The organism is Spirillospora albida (assembly GCF_000718255.1).
Classification (GTDB): domain Bacteria; phylum Actinomycetota; class Actinomycetes; order Streptosporangiales; family Streptosporangiaceae; genus Spirillospora; species Spirillospora albida.
Genome location: NZ_JOFJ01000005.1, coordinates 148874 through 165347, shown reverse-complemented (window position 1 = coordinate 165347; position 16474 = coordinate 148874). Strand labels below are relative to the sequence as shown.

The 16474-nt window shown below is 72.5% G+C and carries 16 protein-coding genes and 1 pseudogene; 8 read left to right on the top strand and 9 right to left on the bottom strand.

Annotation, left to right across the window (positions count from 1 at the left end):
* Window positions 1–213 precede the first annotated feature (213 nt).
* Genes hemG through IE99_RS0108735 form a run of 3 tightly spaced genes read left to right on the top strand, consistent with a single transcriptional unit; the run spans window position 214 to window position 2913 of the window.
* Window positions 214–1674 carry a protoporphyrinogen oxidase gene (gene hemG / locus IE99_RS0108745; protein WP_051712293.1) on the top strand — a complete coding sequence of 487 codons (1461 nt, stop codon included), beginning with the start codon at window positions 214–216 and terminating at the stop codon, window positions 1672–1674.
* On the top strand, window positions 1631–2329 hold the full coding sequence (gene hemQ / locus IE99_RS0108740) for a hydrogen peroxide-dependent heme synthase (protein ID WP_030166427.1): 699 nt from the start codon (window positions 1631–1633) through the stop codon (window positions 2327–2329). Before hemG ends, hemQ begins: the two co-directional genes overlap by 44 nt.
* Before the next feature lie 32 nt (window positions 2330–2361).
* Window positions 2362–2913 (top strand): hypothetical protein, encoded by a 552-nt coding sequence (locus tag IE99_RS0108735; RefSeq protein WP_030166419.1) that lies wholly within the window; start codon window positions 2362–2364, stop codon window positions 2911–2913.
* Here IE99_RS0108735 and IE99_RS0108730 read toward each other — a convergent pair.
* Together IE99_RS0108730 and msrB are read right to left on the bottom strand one after the other, a co-directional pair.
* Window positions 2910–3512: pseudogene (locus IE99_RS0108730) on the bottom strand (TIGR04222 domain-containing membrane protein); the annotation flags it as partial. The gene IE99_RS0108735 and the pseudogene IE99_RS0108730 overlap by 4 nt on opposite strands.
* A gap of 33 nt (window positions 3513–3545) precedes the next feature.
* Entirely contained in the window at window positions 3546–3947 is a 402-nt protein-coding gene (gene msrB, locus IE99_RS0108725) for a peptide-methionine (R)-S-oxide reductase MsrB (RefSeq protein ID WP_030166413.1), read from the bottom strand.
* A gap of 43 nt (window positions 3948–3990) precedes the next feature.
* On the opposite strand from msrB, the gene IE99_RS0108720 reads away from it, so the two are divergent.
* Window positions 3991–5076, top strand: a complete 1086-nt coding sequence (locus IE99_RS0108720) for a DNA polymerase domain-containing protein (protein WP_030166410.1) — start codon at window positions 3991–3993, stop codon at window positions 5074–5076.
* Between the two features lie 125 nt (window positions 5077–5201).
* Here IE99_RS0108720 and IE99_RS0108715 read toward each other — a convergent pair whose 3' ends face one another.
* Together IE99_RS0108715 and IE99_RS0108710 are read right to left on the bottom strand one after the other, a co-directional pair.
* On the bottom strand, window positions 5202–5549 hold the full coding sequence (locus tag IE99_RS0108715; protein WP_030166407.1) for a hypothetical protein: 348 nt from the start codon (window positions 5547–5549) through the stop codon (window positions 5202–5204).
* Window positions 5550–5554: 5 nt separating this feature from the next.
* Window positions 5555–5764 (bottom strand): hypothetical protein, encoded by a 210-nt coding sequence (locus IE99_RS0108710; RefSeq protein WP_030166404.1) that lies wholly within the window; start codon window positions 5762–5764, stop codon window positions 5555–5557.
* Window positions 5765–6048: 284 nt separating this feature from the next.
* On the opposite strand from IE99_RS0108710, the gene IE99_RS0108705 reads away from it, so the two are divergent.
* Complete coding sequence (locus tag IE99_RS0108705) at window positions 6049–6237, top strand: DUF4236 domain-containing protein (RefSeq protein WP_030166398.1); 189 nt, start codon at window positions 6049–6051, stop codon at window positions 6235–6237.
* Here the strand turns inward: IE99_RS0108705 and IE99_RS0108700 are convergent, their stop codons facing one another.
* Window positions 6238–8616, bottom strand: a complete 2379-nt coding sequence (locus tag IE99_RS0108700; RefSeq protein ID WP_051712292.1) for a HelD family protein — start codon at window positions 8614–8616, stop codon at window positions 6238–6240.
* Between the two features lie 205 nt (window positions 8617–8821).
* Here IE99_RS0108700 and IE99_RS0108695 point away from each other — a divergent pair, with 205 nt between their 5' ends.
* On the top strand, window positions 8822–10501 hold the full coding sequence (locus IE99_RS0108695) for an alkaline phosphatase D family protein (protein WP_030166392.1): 1680 nt from the start codon (window positions 8822–8824) through the stop codon (window positions 10499–10501).
* A 107-nt stretch (window positions 10502–10608) separates the two neighbouring features.
* Here the strand turns inward: IE99_RS0108695 and IE99_RS0108690 are convergent, their stop codons facing one another.
* Complete coding sequence (locus tag IE99_RS0108690) at window positions 10609–11703, bottom strand: ATP-dependent DNA ligase (RefSeq protein WP_030166389.1); 1095 nt, start codon at window positions 11701–11703, stop codon at window positions 10609–10611.
* A gap of 64 nt (window positions 11704–11767) precedes the next feature.
* Between IE99_RS0108690 and IE99_RS0108685 the strand changes: the two genes are divergently transcribed.
* The gene (locus IE99_RS0108685; RefSeq protein ID WP_030166386.1) at window positions 11768–12460 is read left to right on the top strand and encodes a dihydrofolate reductase family protein; all 693 of its coding nucleotides are present in this window, start codon (window positions 11768–11770) and stop codon (window positions 12458–12460) included.
* Here the strand turns inward: IE99_RS0108685 and IE99_RS0108680 are convergent.
* The gene (locus IE99_RS0108680) at window positions 12448–13161 is read right to left on the bottom strand and encodes a pyrimidine reductase family protein (protein WP_030166383.1); all 714 of its coding nucleotides are present in this window, start codon (window positions 13159–13161) and stop codon (window positions 12448–12450) included. The genes IE99_RS0108685 and IE99_RS0108680 overlap by 13 nt on opposite strands.
* Before the next feature lie 119 nt (window positions 13162–13280).
* Between IE99_RS0108680 and IE99_RS0108675 the strand changes: the two genes are divergently transcribed.
* Window positions 13281–13679 carry a hypothetical protein gene (locus IE99_RS0108675; protein WP_030166380.1) on the top strand — a complete coding sequence of 133 codons (399 nt, stop codon included), beginning with the start codon at window positions 13281–13283 and terminating at the stop codon, window positions 13677–13679.
* Window positions 13680–13682: 3 nt separating this feature from the next.
* Here the strand turns inward: IE99_RS0108675 and glgX are convergent, their stop codons facing one another.
* Together glgX and IE99_RS0108665 are read right to left on the bottom strand one after the other, a co-directional pair.
* The gene (glgX, locus tag IE99_RS0108670) at window positions 13683–15776 is read right to left on the bottom strand and encodes a glycogen debranching protein GlgX (protein WP_030166377.1); all 2094 of its coding nucleotides are present in this window, start codon (window positions 15774–15776) and stop codon (window positions 13683–13685) included.
* A 173-nt stretch (window positions 15777–15949) separates the two neighbouring features.
* A complete protein-coding gene (locus IE99_RS0108665; protein WP_030166374.1) occupies window positions 15950–16471 on the bottom strand; it encodes a GNAT family N-acetyltransferase in 522 nt (173 codons plus the stop codon).
* Window positions 16472–16474: the final 3 nt, after the last annotated feature.

Sequence of the window (16474 nt, the reverse complement as noted above, 5' to 3'; positions counted from 1 at the left end):
GCGGCGTCGCGAAGCGGGCACGAATGGGGCACGCGCGGGTCACGGCCGGGGACGGCCCCGCACCCCTCCCCGGCCGCGATCACCTGCGCACCGAGCGTATTGGTGACCAGCGTTCACTGGCAAGGTGGCGGCGGAGACCGCTGTCGCCAATCGCACATCGGCGAAGCGGCCACCCGGTGCGCCGCACCCCGCCGCATCTGCGAGGCTGGGGGCATGACCACGTCCCACGCCGTCGTCGTCGGGGGCGGCATCGCGGGTCTCGCCGCCGCCCGCGTCCTCGCGGCCGCCGGTGCCCGGGTGACCCTCCTGGAGGGCTCCCCGCAGGTCGGCGGCAAACTCCGGGTCGGTGACATCGCCGGGCTGCCCGTCGACGAGGGCGCCGAGTCCATGCTGGCGCGCCGCCCCGAGGGCATCGGCCTCGTCGCCGCGCTCGGCCGCGCCGAGACGCTCGTCCACCCCGGCACGACCGCGTCCGCCATCCTCAGCCGCGGCGAGCTGCGCCGCATCCCGTCCGGCCAGGTGATGGGCGTCCCGTCCGACCTGCGGGCGCTCGCGGGCTCGCAGATCCTGTCGCCCGCCGGGCTGGCCCGCGTCCCGCTCGACCGGATCCTGCCCGAGACGCGGCGTGGCGACGACGTGTCCGTCGCCGACTACATCGGCGCCCGGATGGGCCGCGAGGTCGTCGACCGGCTCGTCGAGCCGCTGCTCGGCGGCGTCTACGCCGGGCGCGCCGAAGAGCTGTCGTTCGACGCGACGCTGCCCGCCGTCGCCGCCGCCGCCCGCACCCACCGCTCGCTCCTCGCCGCCGTGCGGGGCGTCCGGGACGCCGCCCCGCACGGCGCCGGCCCCGTCTTCGCGACGCTGCCGGACGGCCTCGGCACGCTCCCGCACCTCGTCGCCGACGCGATCACCGCCGCCGGCGGCGACGTCCGCACCGGCGCGACCGTCCGCGAGCTGCGCCGCACCGAGCACGGCTGGCGGCTCACCGTCGGCTCCGCCCGCGACCCCGAGCACCTGGACGCCGACGCCGTGATCCTCGCGGTCCCGGCGCCGCCGGCGGCCCGGCTGCTGGAGCACGACGTGCCCGCCGCCGCCCGCGAGCTCGCCCGCATCGAGTACGCGAGCATGGCCATCGTCACGCTCGCCTACCCCGTGTCCGCGTTCCCGAGGCTCCCGAAGGCCAGCGGCTACCTCGTCCCGTCCGTCGAGGTCGGGCCGGGCGGCGTGAAGGCCGTCACGTTCGGCTCGGTGAAGTGGCCGCACCTGCGCCGCCGCGACAACGGGCTGATCATCGTCCGGTGCAGCATCGGCCGCTTCCGGGACGAGGCCGTCCTCCAGCGGCCCGACGCCGAGCTCGCCGCCGGCGCCATCGCGGAGCTCGCCGCGACCTGCGGCCTCACCGAACTGCCCGCCGAGACGCGGGTGACCCGCTGGGGCGGCGGTCTGCCGCAGTACAACGTCGGCCACGCCGACCGCGTGGCCCGGGTCCGCGCCGCCGTCGCCGGCGAGCCGGGGCTCGCCGTCGCGGGCGCGGCCTACGACGGCCTCGGCATCCCCGCCTGCATCGCCTCGGCGACCGCGGCGGCCGACCGGATCATCGATCATCTACGCAGTCGAGGAGGGTTCGACCATGGCGACGGAGCAGGCCAGGCCGAAGGCACGCGAGCTCAATAGCGTCATCCGCTACACCATGTGGTCGGTGTTCAAGGTGCGCGACACCGGCACGCTCGGCGAGGAGCACGCCGCCGAGGTCCAGGACCTGCTCGACCAGGCCGCGCAGAAGGACGTCACCACCCGCGGCGCCTACGACGTCGCGGGCCTGCGCGCCGACGCCGATTTCATGTTCTGGTGGCACGCCCCCGCCGCGGAGGACCTCCAGGAGGTCTACACCCGCTTCCGCCGGACGGCCGTCGGCCGCGCCAGCGAGCCCGTCTGGTCGCAGATGGCCCTGCACCGCCCGGCCGAGTTCAACAAGAGCCACATCCCCGCGTTCCTCGCCGACGAGGAGCCCCGCCAGTTCGCGTGCGTGTACCCGTTCGTCCGGTCCTACGAGTGGTACCTGCTCCCGGACGAGGAGCGTCGCGCCATGCTCGCCGAGCACGGCAAGATGGCGCGCGACTACCCCGACGTCCGCGCCAACACCGTCGCGTCGTTCGCGCTCGGCGACTACGAGTGGATGCTGGCCTTCGAGGCCGACGAGCTGCACCGCATCGTCGACCTCATGCGCCACCTGCGCGGCGCCCGCGCCCGCGTCCACACGCGCGAGGAGATCCCCTTCTACACAGGCCGCCGCAAGGCCGTCGCGGAGCTCATCGCCGACCTTCCCTGAGCGGCGGGTCACGGCGCAGTAAAGTGCGGCCCGTGACCAGAACTCCCGCCCCCCGCGGCCGGCACGCCAGGCCGCCGTCCGCCGTCTCGGTCCACCTCGCCCGCCTGGTGGGGGACCCGAGACGGCGGCGCCTCGTCCTCGCCGGCGCCGGAACCGCGTCCGCGGCCGTGCTCGCCGCCGCCGTGCTCCTGCCCGGCGGCGGCTCCGGCGCCCCCGCCCCCCGCGCCACGGTCGCCGCGCACACCGACGCGTCCGCCGCCCCGGAACCCGTCACGGACCCGGACGAGGTCCCCGACGCCCTTCCCTACCTCAAGACGAAGGACCCGGAGGGGACGATCGTCAAGCACGTCACCGAGATCAGGCGCAGCGGCCTCTTCCTGCGCGTCTACACCGATCTGGGCGAGAGCGACGAGAACTCGAAACCCGCCGTCTCCCTCTGCGAGTGGTCGACCCAGTACCTGCGCGACGGCGGCGACGAGGAACCCCGCGTCTTCGTCCACGGCAAGAGCAACGACAACGGCAGCGTCGTCCTGGCGAACAAGCAGAGCGACGAGGACGACTGCGAGGTCGGCGAGACCCGCTAGTCCCCGCCACCCCCTCCGCCGCCGCCGCCCCAGGTGTCGCCTCCCTCGTGGTAGAGGGAGGCTGCGCCGCCGTCGTCCATGACGGCGGCGGAGCGGCCGCTGCCCGCGCCGTACGGGGGCGGAACCCTCACCGGCTTCGGATCGGGCGTCTCGAAGACCTCCCGCAGCCGGGCCTCCGCCATCCCGGCCGGTCCGAGCGCCGCGACCCGGGCCGGCCCGCGGGGCGCCGCGTCCGCGGCGAACCTCTTCCGGAGGGCGCGGCCCGCACGGGTCGGCCGGAGCCCGCCGGCCAGGCCGCGCCGCAGCAGCCCGTCGGCCTTCAGCGCGTCCCCGACCGAGGTCACCTCGGGTGAGGCACCGGCGTCCGCGACGACCCGCCCGAGCACGCGCCCCGTGCTCGGCACCGCGTCGAGGACGGCGGCCTGCACGGGGTCATCGGCCTCCCGCCGGACGACCTCGACCCGGTGCAGCGCCCGCATGATCCGCACGCGCCGCCGCTCATGGAGGCCGTACAGCGCGGTCTGCGCCACCCGCTCCGGCCCGCCGCACAGGTACGCGATCTGATAAGGGTTGAAATCGCTCATGAGACCCCCATCCGGTCGTCTGTGGGACGCCGGACGGGGGCACCGGGTTCACTCGGCCGGTTCGAGGGTGAGGCTGATGCTGTTGATGCAGTACCGGTCGTCCGTCGGGGTCTTGTACCCCTCGCCGTGGAACACGTGGCCGAGATGCGAGTCGCACACCGCGCACCGCACCTCCGTCCGGACCATGCCGAGCGACGTGTCCTCGATCAGCACGACGTTCTCCGCGGCGGCGGGGGCGTAGAACGACGGCCACCCGCAGTGGCTGTCGAACTTCGTGTCCGACCGGAACAGCTCCGTCTCGCAGGCCCGGCACCGGTACACCCCGACCGTCTTCGTGTCGGTGTACTCGCCGGTGAACGGACGCTCCGTCCCCGCCTCCCGCAGGACGTGGAACTCCTCGGGCGACAGCTGCGCGCGCCACTCGTCCTCGCTCTTACGGATCTTCTCCATGCCGTCGACGTTACTTGTCGGACCTCTGGGTTAGCGTGCTGGCATGGCCTCGCCCTTCATCGAGATCCCGGTCGGGGATCGGCTCGTCAAGGTGACCAACCCCGACAAGATCTATTTTCCGGAGCACGGCTACACCAAGCGGCAGCTGGTGGAGTACTACATCGCCGTGGGCGAGGGCATCCTGCGCGCCACCCGCGACCGCCCGACCACCCTGGAGCGCTGGCCCGCCGGTGTCTTCGAGGGCGCCAGGCTCGCCACCCGGGAGGACTACGCGCGCGGCCAGCAGGGCATGGGCGCCGGCAAGTCCGACGCGTTCTACCAGAAGCGCATCCCGAAGGGCGCCCCCGACTGGGTCGAGACGACCCGCATCGCGTTCCCGAGCGGCCGCACCGCCGACGAGGTCCGCCCCACCGAGGTCGCCACGATCGCCTGGGCCGCGAACCTCGGAACCCTGACCTTCCACCCCTGGCCCGTCCGCGACGGCGACGTCGACCACCCCGACGAGCTGCGCATCGACCTCGACCCGCAACCCGGCACGGACTTCTCGGACGCCGTCCGCGTCGCCCTCGGCCCGGCCCGCGACCTGCTCTCCGAAATGGGCCTCACGGGCTATGTGAAGACGTCCGGCAAGGGCGGCGTGCACATCTACGTCCGCATCGAGCCGCGCTGGACGTTCACCGAGGTCCGCCGCGCCGCCCTGGCCTTCGGCCGCGAGGTGGAGCGCCGCGCCCCGTCCGAGGTCACGACCCGCTGGTGGAAGGAGGAGCGCGGCGAGCAGATCTTCATCGACTTCAACCAGAACGCCAGAGACCGGACGATCGCGTCGGCCTACAGCGTCCGCCCGGCGCCGCACGCCCCCGTCTCGGCCCCCGTGACCTGGGACGAACTGGCCGACATCGACCCGCACGACTTCACCATCGCCACGATGCCCGACCGCTTCGCGAAACTGGGCGACCTCCACGCCGCCATCGACGACGAGGCGTTCTCCCTGGACGGCCTCCTCGACCTGGCCGACCGGGACGAGCGCGACCACGGCCTGGGCGACATGCCGTACCCCCCGAACTACCCGAAGATGCCCGGCGAGCCGAAACGCGTCCAACCCAGCAAGGACACCGACAACCCCCACTGACCCCTGGCCGCGCGTCCCGCCCCGTTCACCGCACCGGCGCGGGCCGCTCGGTGCGGCCCACGCGACTCGCGGTGTCGCCCCGGAGGCTGCTGAGAACAGTCGCCCGTATGCTCGAACGGTGAGGTTCAGGCGCCCGCGAAGTCGGCCTGCCGGACCTGCGGAACCTGGGTGGTCGGCTTGTAGATGGGCCATCCCGGAGTGCCGCACCCGGCCGCATGCAGCGCCGCCCGGACGTTGGCGAGGAAGAGCCGGGAGGCGTCCGCCCTCGTGTCCGCGGTGATGCCCATGAAGATGTCGGCTCGCCGCTCGGCGATGCTCGCGGTGATGTCCGGGTCGATGATCCCCTCGTCGACCTCGGCCAGGTCGTAGAGAGCGTCGGTGACGGCGTCCGTGAAGGCGTCGAACTCCTCGTCGGTATCGCGTGCCGTATCTACGCAGACGAAGGTGAGGTCGGCCCGGAGGTAGAAGGTCATCTGGCTCACCCCTTCCAGCACGTGGCCCGGCGCAGTTCACCGAGCAGGTTCTTGACGTAGTTCGGATTCGACGGCGTGAGGCTCATCGACTTCTTGTGCTTCATCGGACACGGGCAGCGTAGCTTCCAGTACCTCTTGCCCCGGAGCACCGTCCAGCCTTGGCTCACGGCCTCTTTGCGGACCGCCCTCAGCTCCCTGCTGAGGTTGGGGGACATTCCGCCTCCGTTCGCGAGTCTAGGCGTGATACCTCATGGTGGCCTAGAGCAGGGTTCGGTGGAGAGGGTTTCACTGACAAAGTGTGACCATGTGGTGACTCGATTTTTAGAAGGTCGCCGCGTGATTTTCTCGGGGGCCGTCCGGCGGGCGGGGTGGAGGCGGTCTGGGGGTGTGTGGTTCCGGGTTGTGGTGTGGGTGTATTTGGGATGTCCGTATTGGGGTCTCCGGTGCCGGGGGAGTGGGGTGGGGCAGCCTTCCGGGGGAAGCGATCTAGGAGGCCGTCATGGGTTGGAGCTATCGCAAGTCCGTGCGTAAGGGGCCGTTCCGGCTGAACTTCTCCAAGAAGGGCGTCGGGCACAGTGTGGGCCGCGGCGGCGCCCGCTACACCCAGAGTGCGGACGGGCGCCGCTACATCACGCTGCGGATCCCCGGCACCGGCCTGACCTGGCGCCGGTCCCTCAAGAGCCGCTGATCAGCCCTCCACGCCCGCCAGCAGGGGCGGGAGGTCGCCGTTGTGGACGATCGTCAGGTGACGGGTCGCCCGGGTGAGGGCGACATAGAGGTCCTGGCCGCCCTTCGGTGACTCGGCCAGCATGCCCGCGGGGTCGACCACGATCACCGAGTCGAACTCCAGGCCCTTCGCCTCGGTGCAGGTGAGCACGACGGTGGGGGAGTCGAGGGCCTCGGGCGTCGCGCCGACGGCCGCGTCCGGGAGCGCGGCGAGGACGGCCGGGCGCCGCGCGTGGGACGTGATGACCGCGAGCCGGCCCTCGCCCATGTCGTCGGGGGCGACGTCGTTCAGCTCGGTCCGCACCAGCTCGGCGAGCGCGTCCACCGGCAGCGCCAGGGCGCGGGGCGGCGGGGCGTCGTCGCGGACGGGGACGGGGGGCGTCTGGTCGGGGGCGACGGCGGCGAGGACCTCCTCGGCCACCTTCATGATCGCGGCGGGGGTGCGGTAGTTGACCAGGAGGCGCTGCTCTCGCCAGCGTCCGGGGACGTAGGGGTCCAGCATGTCGCCCCAGGACGCGGCGCCCGCCGCGCTGCCCGTCTGCGCGATGTCGCCGACGACGGTCATGGACCGGGTCGGGACGCGCCGCATCAGCGTGCGCCACGCCATCGCGGACAGCTCCTGCGCCTCGTCCACGATGACGTGGCCGTACGCCCAGGTGCGGTCGGCGGCGGCGCGCTGCGCGGTGGTGAGCCGCGGGCCGTGGTCCTCGTGCCGGTAGGCCAGATGGGCGGCCCCGAACCCGCCCGCCTCCAGCATCTCGGCCACGCCGCTGTTCGCGAGGACCTCCCGCGCGTACAGCTCGTCGTCCGCCCGCCGCGCCAGTTCGGCGGCGCGGGCGCGGGCGCGCTCGGCGGCGTCGTCGACGCCGAGCAGCTCCGCGGCCTCGTCGAGCAGGGGCACGTCGGACGTCGTCCAGGGGGCCCCGGCGGGACGGCGCAGGAGCGCGCGCTCCCCGGGGGTCAGGACGGTCGCGACGTCCGGGTCGGCGTAGAGGCCGGCGAGGAGCTGCTGCGGGGTCGTCTCCGGCCACAGGCCGTCCAGTGCCCGGCGGACGGACGGATCGTGCCACAGCGCCTCCTTCGCGAGGCGCAGGTCGGTCTCGTCGAGGAGCGGGGCGTCCTCCGCCTCGTCGAGCAGTTCCCGCAGCCAGGGCGGCGTGCCGCCCTCCGCGATGATCTGCTCGAGGGGCTCGTCCATGAGGCGCTCGTACTGCTCGGCGCGGTCGATCGCGAGGGCCTCCAGCATGTCGTGGACGAACCGGCGCCGCTGCACGTTGTGGGGCAGGCGCAGCCCCCGGGCGGTGTCCCGGATCAGGGTGCAGGTCTCCTCGTCGACATGCAGCGTCATGCCCTCGACGTCCACTTTCAGGCCGCCCTCGGGGATCCGCTGGCGGGCGCGGACGGCCTCCTCGACGGCGTCCGCCATGCGCGGATCGCCCTTCACCACGGCGACGGCGGGCTCGTCGGACGCGCTCGCCCGCACGCCCGGGTACAGCTCGCCGACCGTGGCGAGGACGACGTCGGTCTCGCCGAGGCCGGGGAGCACCTGCTCGATGTAGCGCAGGAACGTCGCGTTCGGGCCGACGATCAGGACCCCGCGCCGCTCCAGCACGTCCCGGTGCGTGTAGAGCAGGTAGGCGGCGCGGTGCAGGGCGGCGACGGTCTTGCCGGTGCCGGGACCGCCCTGGACGACGAGCACGCCGTGCAGGTCCGACCGGATGACCTGGTCCTGCTCCCGCTGGATGGTGGCGACGACGTCGCTCATCCGGCCCGTCCGGCCCCGGCGGAGGGCGGCGAGCAGGGCGGCCTCACCGGTGATCTCGCGCCGCTGCTCCTCGTCCAGGGCGTCCAGATCGAAGACCTCGTCGTCGAGCCGGACGACCCGGCGGCCGCGCAGGTGCAGGTGCCGGCGGCGCGCGAGGGTCCCTGGCGCGACGGTCGTCGCGGTGTAGAACGGACGCGCCGCGGCCGCCCGCCAGTCGATCAGGATGGGCTCGTGGTCGGCGTCGCGCAGCCCGATCCGGCCGATGTAGAAGGTGTCGCCGGGTTCGCCGTCCGCGGGGCGGTGGTCGATGCGGCCGAAGCACAGGCCCGGCTCGACGCCGCCGAGCCGGGCGAGGCGGCGGGCCGCCTCCTCGGTGGCGACGGTGCTTTCGACCCTGGCCTGGATCACGCTGCCGCCACCCGCGACGGGGGCGGCGCGCAGGGACTCCTCGGCGGCGGCGCGCTCCTCGTCGAGACGTGCGTACAGGTGGGAGACGTACTCCTGCTCGGTGCGCAGGGCCGCCTCCCGGCCGCCGGCCGGATCAGGGTTGACAGGAGGCGCTTGACGGATTCCCATGCGTTCGGTATTCTCCTATTCATAGGATGCGGGCATCTGTATGCAACTCGTAAGTTGCCACTCTAGCATCCCTCATGCGCTCCCGGCACTCCCCAAGGGATCGTTCACTCTCGTTGTCGCGGACGTCATCTGCGCGGCGCCCTTCGGCCATCGGCCCTTGTGAGGCTTTCCGGCGATCAAGCCGGATACCTCCGAAAGGTCACAGATGGCCGACTTCGTCCGTCCGCTCGACCGCCGCTCCTTCCTCGCCGCCACCGGCCTCACCGTCGGCGCCGCCACCCTCGCCACCCCCGCGCTCGCCCAGGCCGCGCCCGGCCGCGCCCCCGTCCCGGCCGGCGACCCCTTCACCCTCGGCGTCGCGTCCGGCGACCCCGACCACGACGGCTTCGTCCTCTGGACGCGCCTCGCCGTGAACCCCCTCGCCGAGGACGGGTTCGGCGGCATGCCCGCGCGCACCCTCCCCGTCCAGTGGGAGATCTCCACCGACGAGCGGTTCCGCCGCATCGAGCGGCGCGGCACCGCCGCCGCCCGACCCGCCTCCGCGCACGCCGTCCACGTCGAACTGGGCGGCCTGCGGCCCGGCCGCGAGTACTGGTACCGGTTCCGCACCGGCAGGCACATCTCCCCGGTCGGCCGGACGCGCACCACCCCGCACCCCGCCACCTACGGTCCCGCCCTCACCATGGGCTTCGTCTCATGCAGCCAGTTCGAGCACGGCTACTTCACCGCGTACCGGCGGCTCGCGGAGGAGAACCCCGACCTCGTCCTCCACCTCGGCGACTACCAGTACGAGTACAAGAAGGGCGTCTACGTCATCGCGGGCGGGAACGTCCGCGACCACGACGGCCCCGAGACCGTCACCCTCGCGAACTACCGGCTCCGCCACGCCCAGTACAAGTCCGACACCGACCTGCAGGCCGCTCACCGGGCCGCGCCCTGGCTCGTCGTCTTCGACGACCACGAGATCGAGAACAACTGGGCCGACGACGTTCCCGAGGCGAACTCCGACACCCCCGACCCGGCGGCCTTCCGCGCCCGCCGCGCCGCCGCGTTCCGGGCCTACTACGAGAACATGCCGCTGCGCCGCCGCTCCCTCCCGAACGGCCCCGACATGCAGGTCTACCGCCGCGTCCAGTGGGGCCGCCTGGCCAACCTCCACATGCTCGACACCCGCCAGTTCCGCGACGACCAGGCCTGCGGCGACGGCTACAAGGACTGCGCCGACGCGTCCGACCCCAAGCGCTCCATCACCGGAGCCCGCCAGGAGAAGTGGCTCCTGGACGGTTTCCGCCGGCACCGCGCCCGCTGGGACATCCTCGGCCAGCAGGTCTTCTTCGCGCAGCGCGACAACACCGCCGGCCCCGTCAAGAAGACGTCCATGGACGCCTGGGACGGCTACGTCGCCTCCCGCGACCGCATCCAGAAGGGCTGGCAGTCCGCCAAGGTCCGCAACCCCGTCGTGCTCACCGGCGACGTGCACGCCCACTGGGCCGGCGACCTGAAGGCGAACTACGACGACCCCGAATCGAGGACGGTCGGCTCCGAACTCGTCTGCACGTCCGTCACCAGCACCGGCGACGGGAAGGACTCCAACCCCGCCGACCACCCGTATCTCAAGATCAACCCGCATCTGAAGTTCTACAACAACCAGCGCGGCTACGTGATGACGACCATCGGCAAGGACGAGATGAAGGTCGACTTCAAGACCCTCCCCTACGTCCGGACGCCCGGCGCCGAGATCTCCACCAAGGCGACCTTCGTCATCGAGGACGGCGTTCCCGGCGTCAACCAGACCTACCTGCGCCCGCTCATGTCCGCCAAGTCGGCCCCGCGCACGGACCAGCAGCTCATCGACGAGACCGTCCGCAACGAGACCCAGCCCTGACGCTCAGGGCCCCCGTCCCGGGTCGGGGCATCCTCTTCGCTCGCCGCGGTGGGGTGCCCTGACCCGGCGGGCCGTGGCTGAGCCTCACGTCTCCCAGGGGTGGCGGGTCAGCGGTCGGTTCGGGTGTTCGGTGCGGCGCGGCCACTCAGGATCTCGTCCAGGTCGTAGGCCGCCGGGACCTCCAGCTGCTCGTAGGTGCAGGACCCGGGGGTCCGGTCGGGGCGCCAGTTGCGGAAGCGGGCCGTGTGGCGGAAGCGGTCGCCCTCCATCGCCTCGTACGCGACCTCCACGACGAGTTCTGGGCGCAGCGGCACCCAGCTCAGATCCTTCTTGCCCGTCCAGCGGGAGATGGCGCCGGGCATGCGGTCGACGGTCGCCTCGGTCTGCTTCGCCCACTCCGCCCAGGGGTGCTGCGAGAGGTCTTCCAGGCGGTAGGGCTGGAGCTCGTCCACCAGTTCGGCGCGGCGCTTCATGCTGAAGGACGCCGCGACGCCGACGTGCTGGAGCCTGCCCTCGGAGTTGTGGAGGCCGAGGAGGAGGGAGCCGACGATCGGGCCCGACTTGTGCCAGCGGAAGCCCGCCACCACGCAGTCGGCCGTCCGCTCGTGCTTGACCTTCCACAGGGCGCGCTTGTCCGGCTGGTAGGGGATGTCGAGGGGCTTGGCGATGACGCCGTCGAGGCCGGCCCCCTCGAACTCGTCGAACCAGCGGAGGGCGAGCTCGTGGGAGTCGGACGCGGGCGTCACATGGACGGGTGCCCCCACGCCCCCGAGGGTCTCGACCAGGCGGCGGCGGCGTTCGCCGAGCGGGACCTCCATGAGGGACTCCTCGCCCAGCGCGAGGAGGTCGAAGGCGATGAAGGAGGCGGGCGTCTGCTCCGAAAGGAGCTTGATACGGGACGCGGCGGGGTGGATGCGCTGCTGCAGGCCGTCGAAGTCGAGGCGGGTGCCCTTCCGCAGCACGATCTCGCCGTCCACGACGCAGCGTTCGGGGAGTTCGCGCTTCACCGCCTCGACCAGCTCGGGGAAGTAGCGGGTGAGCGGCTTCTCGCCGCGGCTCGACAGCTCCACCTCGTCGCCGTCGCGGAACACGATGCAGCGGAAGCCGTCCCATTTGGGCTCGTACAGGACGTCGCCCTTCGGCATGGTCTTGACCGCCTTGGCCAGCATCGGAGGCAGCGGCGGCGTGATCGGCAGGTCCATGCCCCCATCCTGCTCTCCCGCACCGACAAAAGCCCGCCCCGGCGCGTCCGATAACCTGCAGGTCATGCGCCGTCTGCTGCCCGAGCCCGCCGCGGACGGCCTCGACCCGTACGAGCTCTACGGTGACCGGCCCGGCCTGCGCGTCGGGATGGTGATGAGCGTCGACGGCGCCGTCACCGACGCCGAGGGCTGGACGGACGGGCTCGGCGGCGACGCCGATTTCCGCGTGTTCCGGACGCTCCGCGCGCTCGCCGACGCCGTCCTCGTCGGCGCCGGCACCGTCCGGACGGGGCGGCTGGGCCCGGCGCGGCTGCGTCCCGATCTGCGGGAGCGCCGGGGAGGGCCGCCCGCGCCGATCGTGGTGGTCAGCCGGTCCCTCGAGCTGGACTGGACGCTTCCGCTGTTCACGGCGGCCGAGACGCCGACGATCGTGGTGACGTCCGAGAAGGCGCGCGGATCGGTCCCGCCCACCGTCCGCGCCGTGACCGCGGGGGAGGACGACATCGACCTCCACGCCGCCGTGCGGCAATTGCGCGACCTCGGTCATGAGCATCTGCTGTGCGAGGGCGGGCCCGCGCTCACGACGTCGCTCCTGCGGGCGGGACTGGTGGACGAGCTCTGCCTCAACATCGCCCCGACCCTGCTGGGCAGCCCCCGGCACACGCGCCTGCTCGGTGCCCTCGACACCCCGGCCGAGGTCGAGCCCGCGGCCGTCTACCTCGATGAAGGCGTCCTGTTCCTGCGTTACCGCGTGTAGCGCAGGAACAGGAAGTCGTCCTCCTCCAGGACGTGCCCCAGCCGCAGATGGGGCGGGATGGGAATGGGCGGTCCGTTCAGGATGCGCGCCGGATGCCCGGCCAATAGCAGCGGACTCAGCGTCAGGCACAGCTCGTCCAGCAGGCCGGCCGCCACCACCTGGGCCAGGACGGCGGGTCCGCCCTCGCACAGCAGCCGCTGGAAACCGCGTTCGCGCAGTGCCCGGACGGCGGCGGCCCAGTCGAGCGCGTCCTCGCCCGCGATGACGACGTCGGCGTGCTCGCGGGCGGCTCGCAGCCGGTCCGGGGCGGCGGACGCCGTCGCCAGCACGATCGTCGGGACGGCCGCCTCGGTGAAGATGGGGGCGTCGAAGTCGAGGTCGAGGGAGCGGGACACGACGGCGAGCGGCGGGACGGGCGGCCGCCCCTCCCGGACGTCGCGCCAGGTGTCCTGCGGCCGCACCGGGCCGTAGCCCTCCGCGCGCACCGTGCCGGCGCCGACGACGACCGCGTCGGCGAGGCCGCGCAGCAGCAGGAACAGCGACCGGTCGGCGGCGCCGCCGAGGCCGGCGCTGCGCTCGTCGCGCTGCGCCGCGCCGTCCAGGCTCGCGACCATGTTGGCGCGCAACCACGGCCCGGTGCGCGGGTAGGCGTACGCGGCGACGAGGTCGACCGGCCCGGACGCCGGTGAGAGGTTGCGCATAGGACACCCAACGTAGTCGACACCGAAACGGTGACAGATATGTGAATCCCAGCGAATCCGTCATGCCGGGGCATCGAACGGGCGACACTGGACCACGAACAGACCGAAGGGGGCACTGAGTGGAGTTCGCCGCACTCGCCGCGTGGATCCTGGCGGCCGGCGCCGGCGCCTATCTGCTGCTCATCTGGGTGACGAACGGGGGACTGTCGACGAAGGTGACGCGGTTCCCGGTGCTGCTCGTGGCCGGCCACCCGCTCGCCGCCGTCCTCGGGCTCGCCATGTGGGTCGCCTACCTGGCCACCGCGCGTTCGGCGTACGCGTGGGCGGCGTTCTACGCGCTGCTCGTCGTCGTCCTCCAGGGCTTCATGCTGTTCACCCGCTGGCTCGTCGGCCGCGGCGGACGGCACGCCCGCGGCGCCGAGCACGCGTTCCCCGCGACCGCCGTCGCCCTGCACGGCGGCATCGCCGTCACCACGGTCGTCCTGGTCTTCCTCACCGCGATGCGCGCCGTCGCCTGACCGTCACGGGAGCCGCCGCAGGACGAGCAGGGAGCGGTCCGGGACGCGGACGTCGTCGCGCGCCTTCAGCCGCGCCCGGTCCCCGAGGCCGTCCGGTTCGGCGGTGTCGAGCGTGTACTCCCAGCGCTCGCCGTACTCGGCCGCCGGCAGGGTGAACACGACCGGCTCGGCGCCCGCGTTGATGAGCAGGAGGAACGAGTCGTCCTCGACCCGGCGTCCGCGCGGGTCGGGCTCGGTGATGGCGTCGCCGTTGAGGAACACCCCGAGCGACTTCGCGAACCCGACGTTCCAGTCGTGGTCGGTCATGCTCTCGCCCGCCGGGGTGAGCCAGGCGATGTCGGCGGCCGCGCCCGCGCCCCTCCCGGTGAAGAATCGGCGGCGGCGGAACACCGGGTGGTCGTGCCGGAGCCGCGACAGAGACCGGACGAAGGAGATGTCGCCCCGGTCCCCCCAGTGCACCCAGGCGAGCTCGTTGTCCTGGCAGTAGGCGTTGTTGTTGCCGTGCTGGGTGCGGCCCATCTCGTCCCCGTGGGACAGCATCGGGACGCCTTGCGACAGGAACAGCGTCGCGAGGAAGTTGCGCCGCTGGCGCGCCCGCAGTTCCAGGATCGCCGGGTCGCGCGTCGGGCCCTCGTAGCCGCAGTTCCAGGAGCGGTTGTCGTCCGTCCCGTCCCGGTTGGCCTCGCCGTTGGCGTCGTTGTGCTTGTGGCCGTACGAGACGAGGTCGTTCAGCGTGAAGCCGTCGTGGCAGGTGACGAAGTTGATGGACGCGAACGGCCGGCGCGCGCTGTGCTCGTACAGGTCCGACGAGCCGGTCAGCCGGGACGCGAACTCCGGCATCGTGGCGTAGGACCCGCGCCAGAAGTCGCGGACGGTGTCGCGGTACTTGCCGTTCCACTCCGTCCACAGGGGCGGGAAGTTGCCGACCTGGTAGCCGCCCTCGCCGACGTCCCACGGCTCGGCGATCAGCTTCACCTGGGAGACGACGGGATCCTGCTGGACGAGGTCGAAGAACGCCGCGAGGCGGTCGACGTCGTGCAGCTCGCGCGCCAGCGCGGACGCCAGGTCGAAACGGAACCCGTCGACGTGCATCTCCAGGATCCAGTACCGGAGCGAGTCCATGATGAGCTGCAGCGCGTGCGGGTTCCGGACGTTCAGCGAGTTCCCGCAGCCGGTGTAGTCGAGGTGGTAGCGCCTGTCGTCGTCGCGCAGGCGGTAGTAGGACGCGTTGTCGATGCCCCGGAACGACAGCGTCGGCCCCAGGTGGTCGCCCTCCGCCGTGTGGTTGTAGACGACGTCCAGGATGACCTCGATGCCCGCCTCGTGGAGCGTCCGCACCATCGCCTTGAACTCGAGCACCTGCTCGCCGCTCTCCGCCGACGACGCGTACGCGTTGTGCGGCGCGAAGAACCCGATCGTGTTGTAGCCCCAGTAGTTGTCGAGGCCCCGGGCCACCAGCGCGTGCTCCGGCACGGACTGGTGCACCGGCATCAGCTCGACGGCGGTGACGCCCAGGTCGAGCAGGTGGTCGATCATCGCCGGATGCGCGATCCCGGCGTACGTCCCCCGCTGCTCCTCCGGGATGCCGGGGTGCAGCCGCGTCAGCCCCTTCACGTGCGCCTCGTAGATGACGCTCTCGTGGTACGGGACGCGCGGCGCCCGGTCGTCGCCCCAGTCGAAGAACGGGTTGATGACGATGCTCTTCGGCATGTAGGGGGCGCTGTCGTCCTCGTTCAGGGCGTCCGGGTCGGTGAACCGGTACGAGAACAGGGACTCGTGCCACCGGATGTCGCCTCCGACGGCCTTCCCGTACGGGTCCAGGAGCAGCTTCGCCGGGTTGCAGCGGTGGCCCTCCCGCGGCCGGAACGGCCCGTGCACCCGGTACCCGTACCGCTGCCCGGGACCGATACCGGGCAGGTACCCGTGCCACACGAACCCGTCCACCTCGGGCAGGTCGTGCCGGACCTCCGTCCCGTCCTCGTCGAACAGGCACAGCTCGACGCGGTCCGCCACCTCGGAGAACAGTGCGAAGTTGGTTCCCGTTCCGTTCCACGTGGCGCCCAGCGGATAAGGATCCCCGGGCCACACCTCCGGCATGCTCTCCACTCCTCGCCCGAGTCGCTCCACACTCAGCGCAAACCCCCGCCCTCCATGCGTACCCGCTCCCCATCCTCCCGGCACGGACCGATATCAGAGTGTCACAACGCTTCCCGCCGAGGTCACCCGGAAACCGCCGCGGTGGGAGGAACGGCGGTACCGAGCGGCATCGGTCAGTCCGCGCGGGGGAGGCGCCAGACCGTCTCGTCGCCGGAGGTCTCCGCGGTCGGCCGCAGGCCGAGTTTGCGGGCCACGGCCACCGACGCGCGGTTGGCCGGATGCACGGACGCCGTGACTCCGGCGACGCCGTTCGCCGTCAGCCACGACACCAGCGCGCGGGCCGCCTCCGTCGCGAACCCGAACCCCTGGTACGGCATCGCTATCACCCAGGCGACCGAGGCGACCGGGCCGGCGGACTCCGGACGCACCGTCGCCTGCACGTAGCCGACGGCCTGCCCGTCCCGGGTCCGGCGGACGATCCAGTTCAGCCACGACTCCTGGTGGAACGGCGCCGGCCCCGCGACCAGCCGCTCGTAGCGCTCCCGCAGCTCGAGCGGGGTGAGGGGCTCGCCGCCGATGTACCGGTGCAGGCGGTCGTCGTCGAGGACGGGCGCCATCTCGTCCGCGTGGTGGACGGCGAGGGGCTCCAGCACGAGGCGCTGGGTCCGGAGGGTCTCGGCGATCGGCCCGTACACCCG

Bases quoted from the DNA above. Each gene is read 5' to 3' on its own strand.
- hemG (WP_051712293.1), top strand. From the start codon at position 214: ATGACCACGTCCCACGCCGTCGTCGTCGGGGGCGGCATCGCGGGTCTC.
- hemQ (WP_030166427.1), top strand. From the start codon at position 1,631: ATGGCGACGGAGCAGGCCAGGCCGAAGGCACGCGAGCTCAATAGCGTC.
- msrB (WP_030166413.1), bottom strand. From the start codon at position 3,947: ATGGAGAAGATCCGTAAGAGCGAGGACGAGTGGCGCGCGCAGCTGTCG.
- IE99_RS0108720 (WP_030166410.1), top strand. From the start codon at position 3,991: ATGGCCTCGCCCTTCATCGAGATCCCGGTCGGGGATCGGCTCGTCAAG.
- IE99_RS0108715 (WP_030166407.1), bottom strand. From the start codon at position 5,549: ATGACCTTCTACCTCCGGGCCGACCTCACCTTCGTCTGCGTAGATACG.
- IE99_RS0108710 (WP_030166404.1), bottom strand. From the start codon at position 5,764: ATGTCCCCCAACCTCAGCAGGGAGCTGAGGGCGGTCCGCAAAGAGGCC.
- IE99_RS0108705 (WP_030166398.1), top strand. From the start codon at position 6,049: ATGGGTTGGAGCTATCGCAAGTCCGTGCGTAAGGGGCCGTTCCGGCTG.
- IE99_RS0108700 (WP_051712292.1), bottom strand. From the start codon at position 8,616: ATGGGAATCCGTCAAGCGCCTCCTGTCAACCCTGATCCGGCCGGCGGC.
- IE99_RS0108695 (WP_030166392.1), top strand. From the start codon at position 8,822: ATGGCCGACTTCGTCCGTCCGCTCGACCGCCGCTCCTTCCTCGCCGCC.
- IE99_RS0108690 (WP_030166389.1), bottom strand. From the start codon at position 11,703: ATGGACCTGCCGATCACGCCGCCGCTGCCTCCGATGCTGGCCAAGGCG.
- IE99_RS0108685 (WP_030166386.1), top strand. From the start codon at position 11,768: ATGCGCCGTCTGCTGCCCGAGCCCGCCGCGGACGGCCTCGACCCGTAC.
- IE99_RS0108680 (WP_030166383.1), bottom strand. From the start codon at position 13,161: ATGCGCAACCTCTCACCGGCGTCCGGGCCGGTCGACCTCGTCGCCGCG.
- glgX (WP_030166377.1), bottom strand. From the start codon at position 15,776: ATGCCGGAGGTGTGGCCCGGGGATCCTTATCCGCTGGGCGCCACGTGG.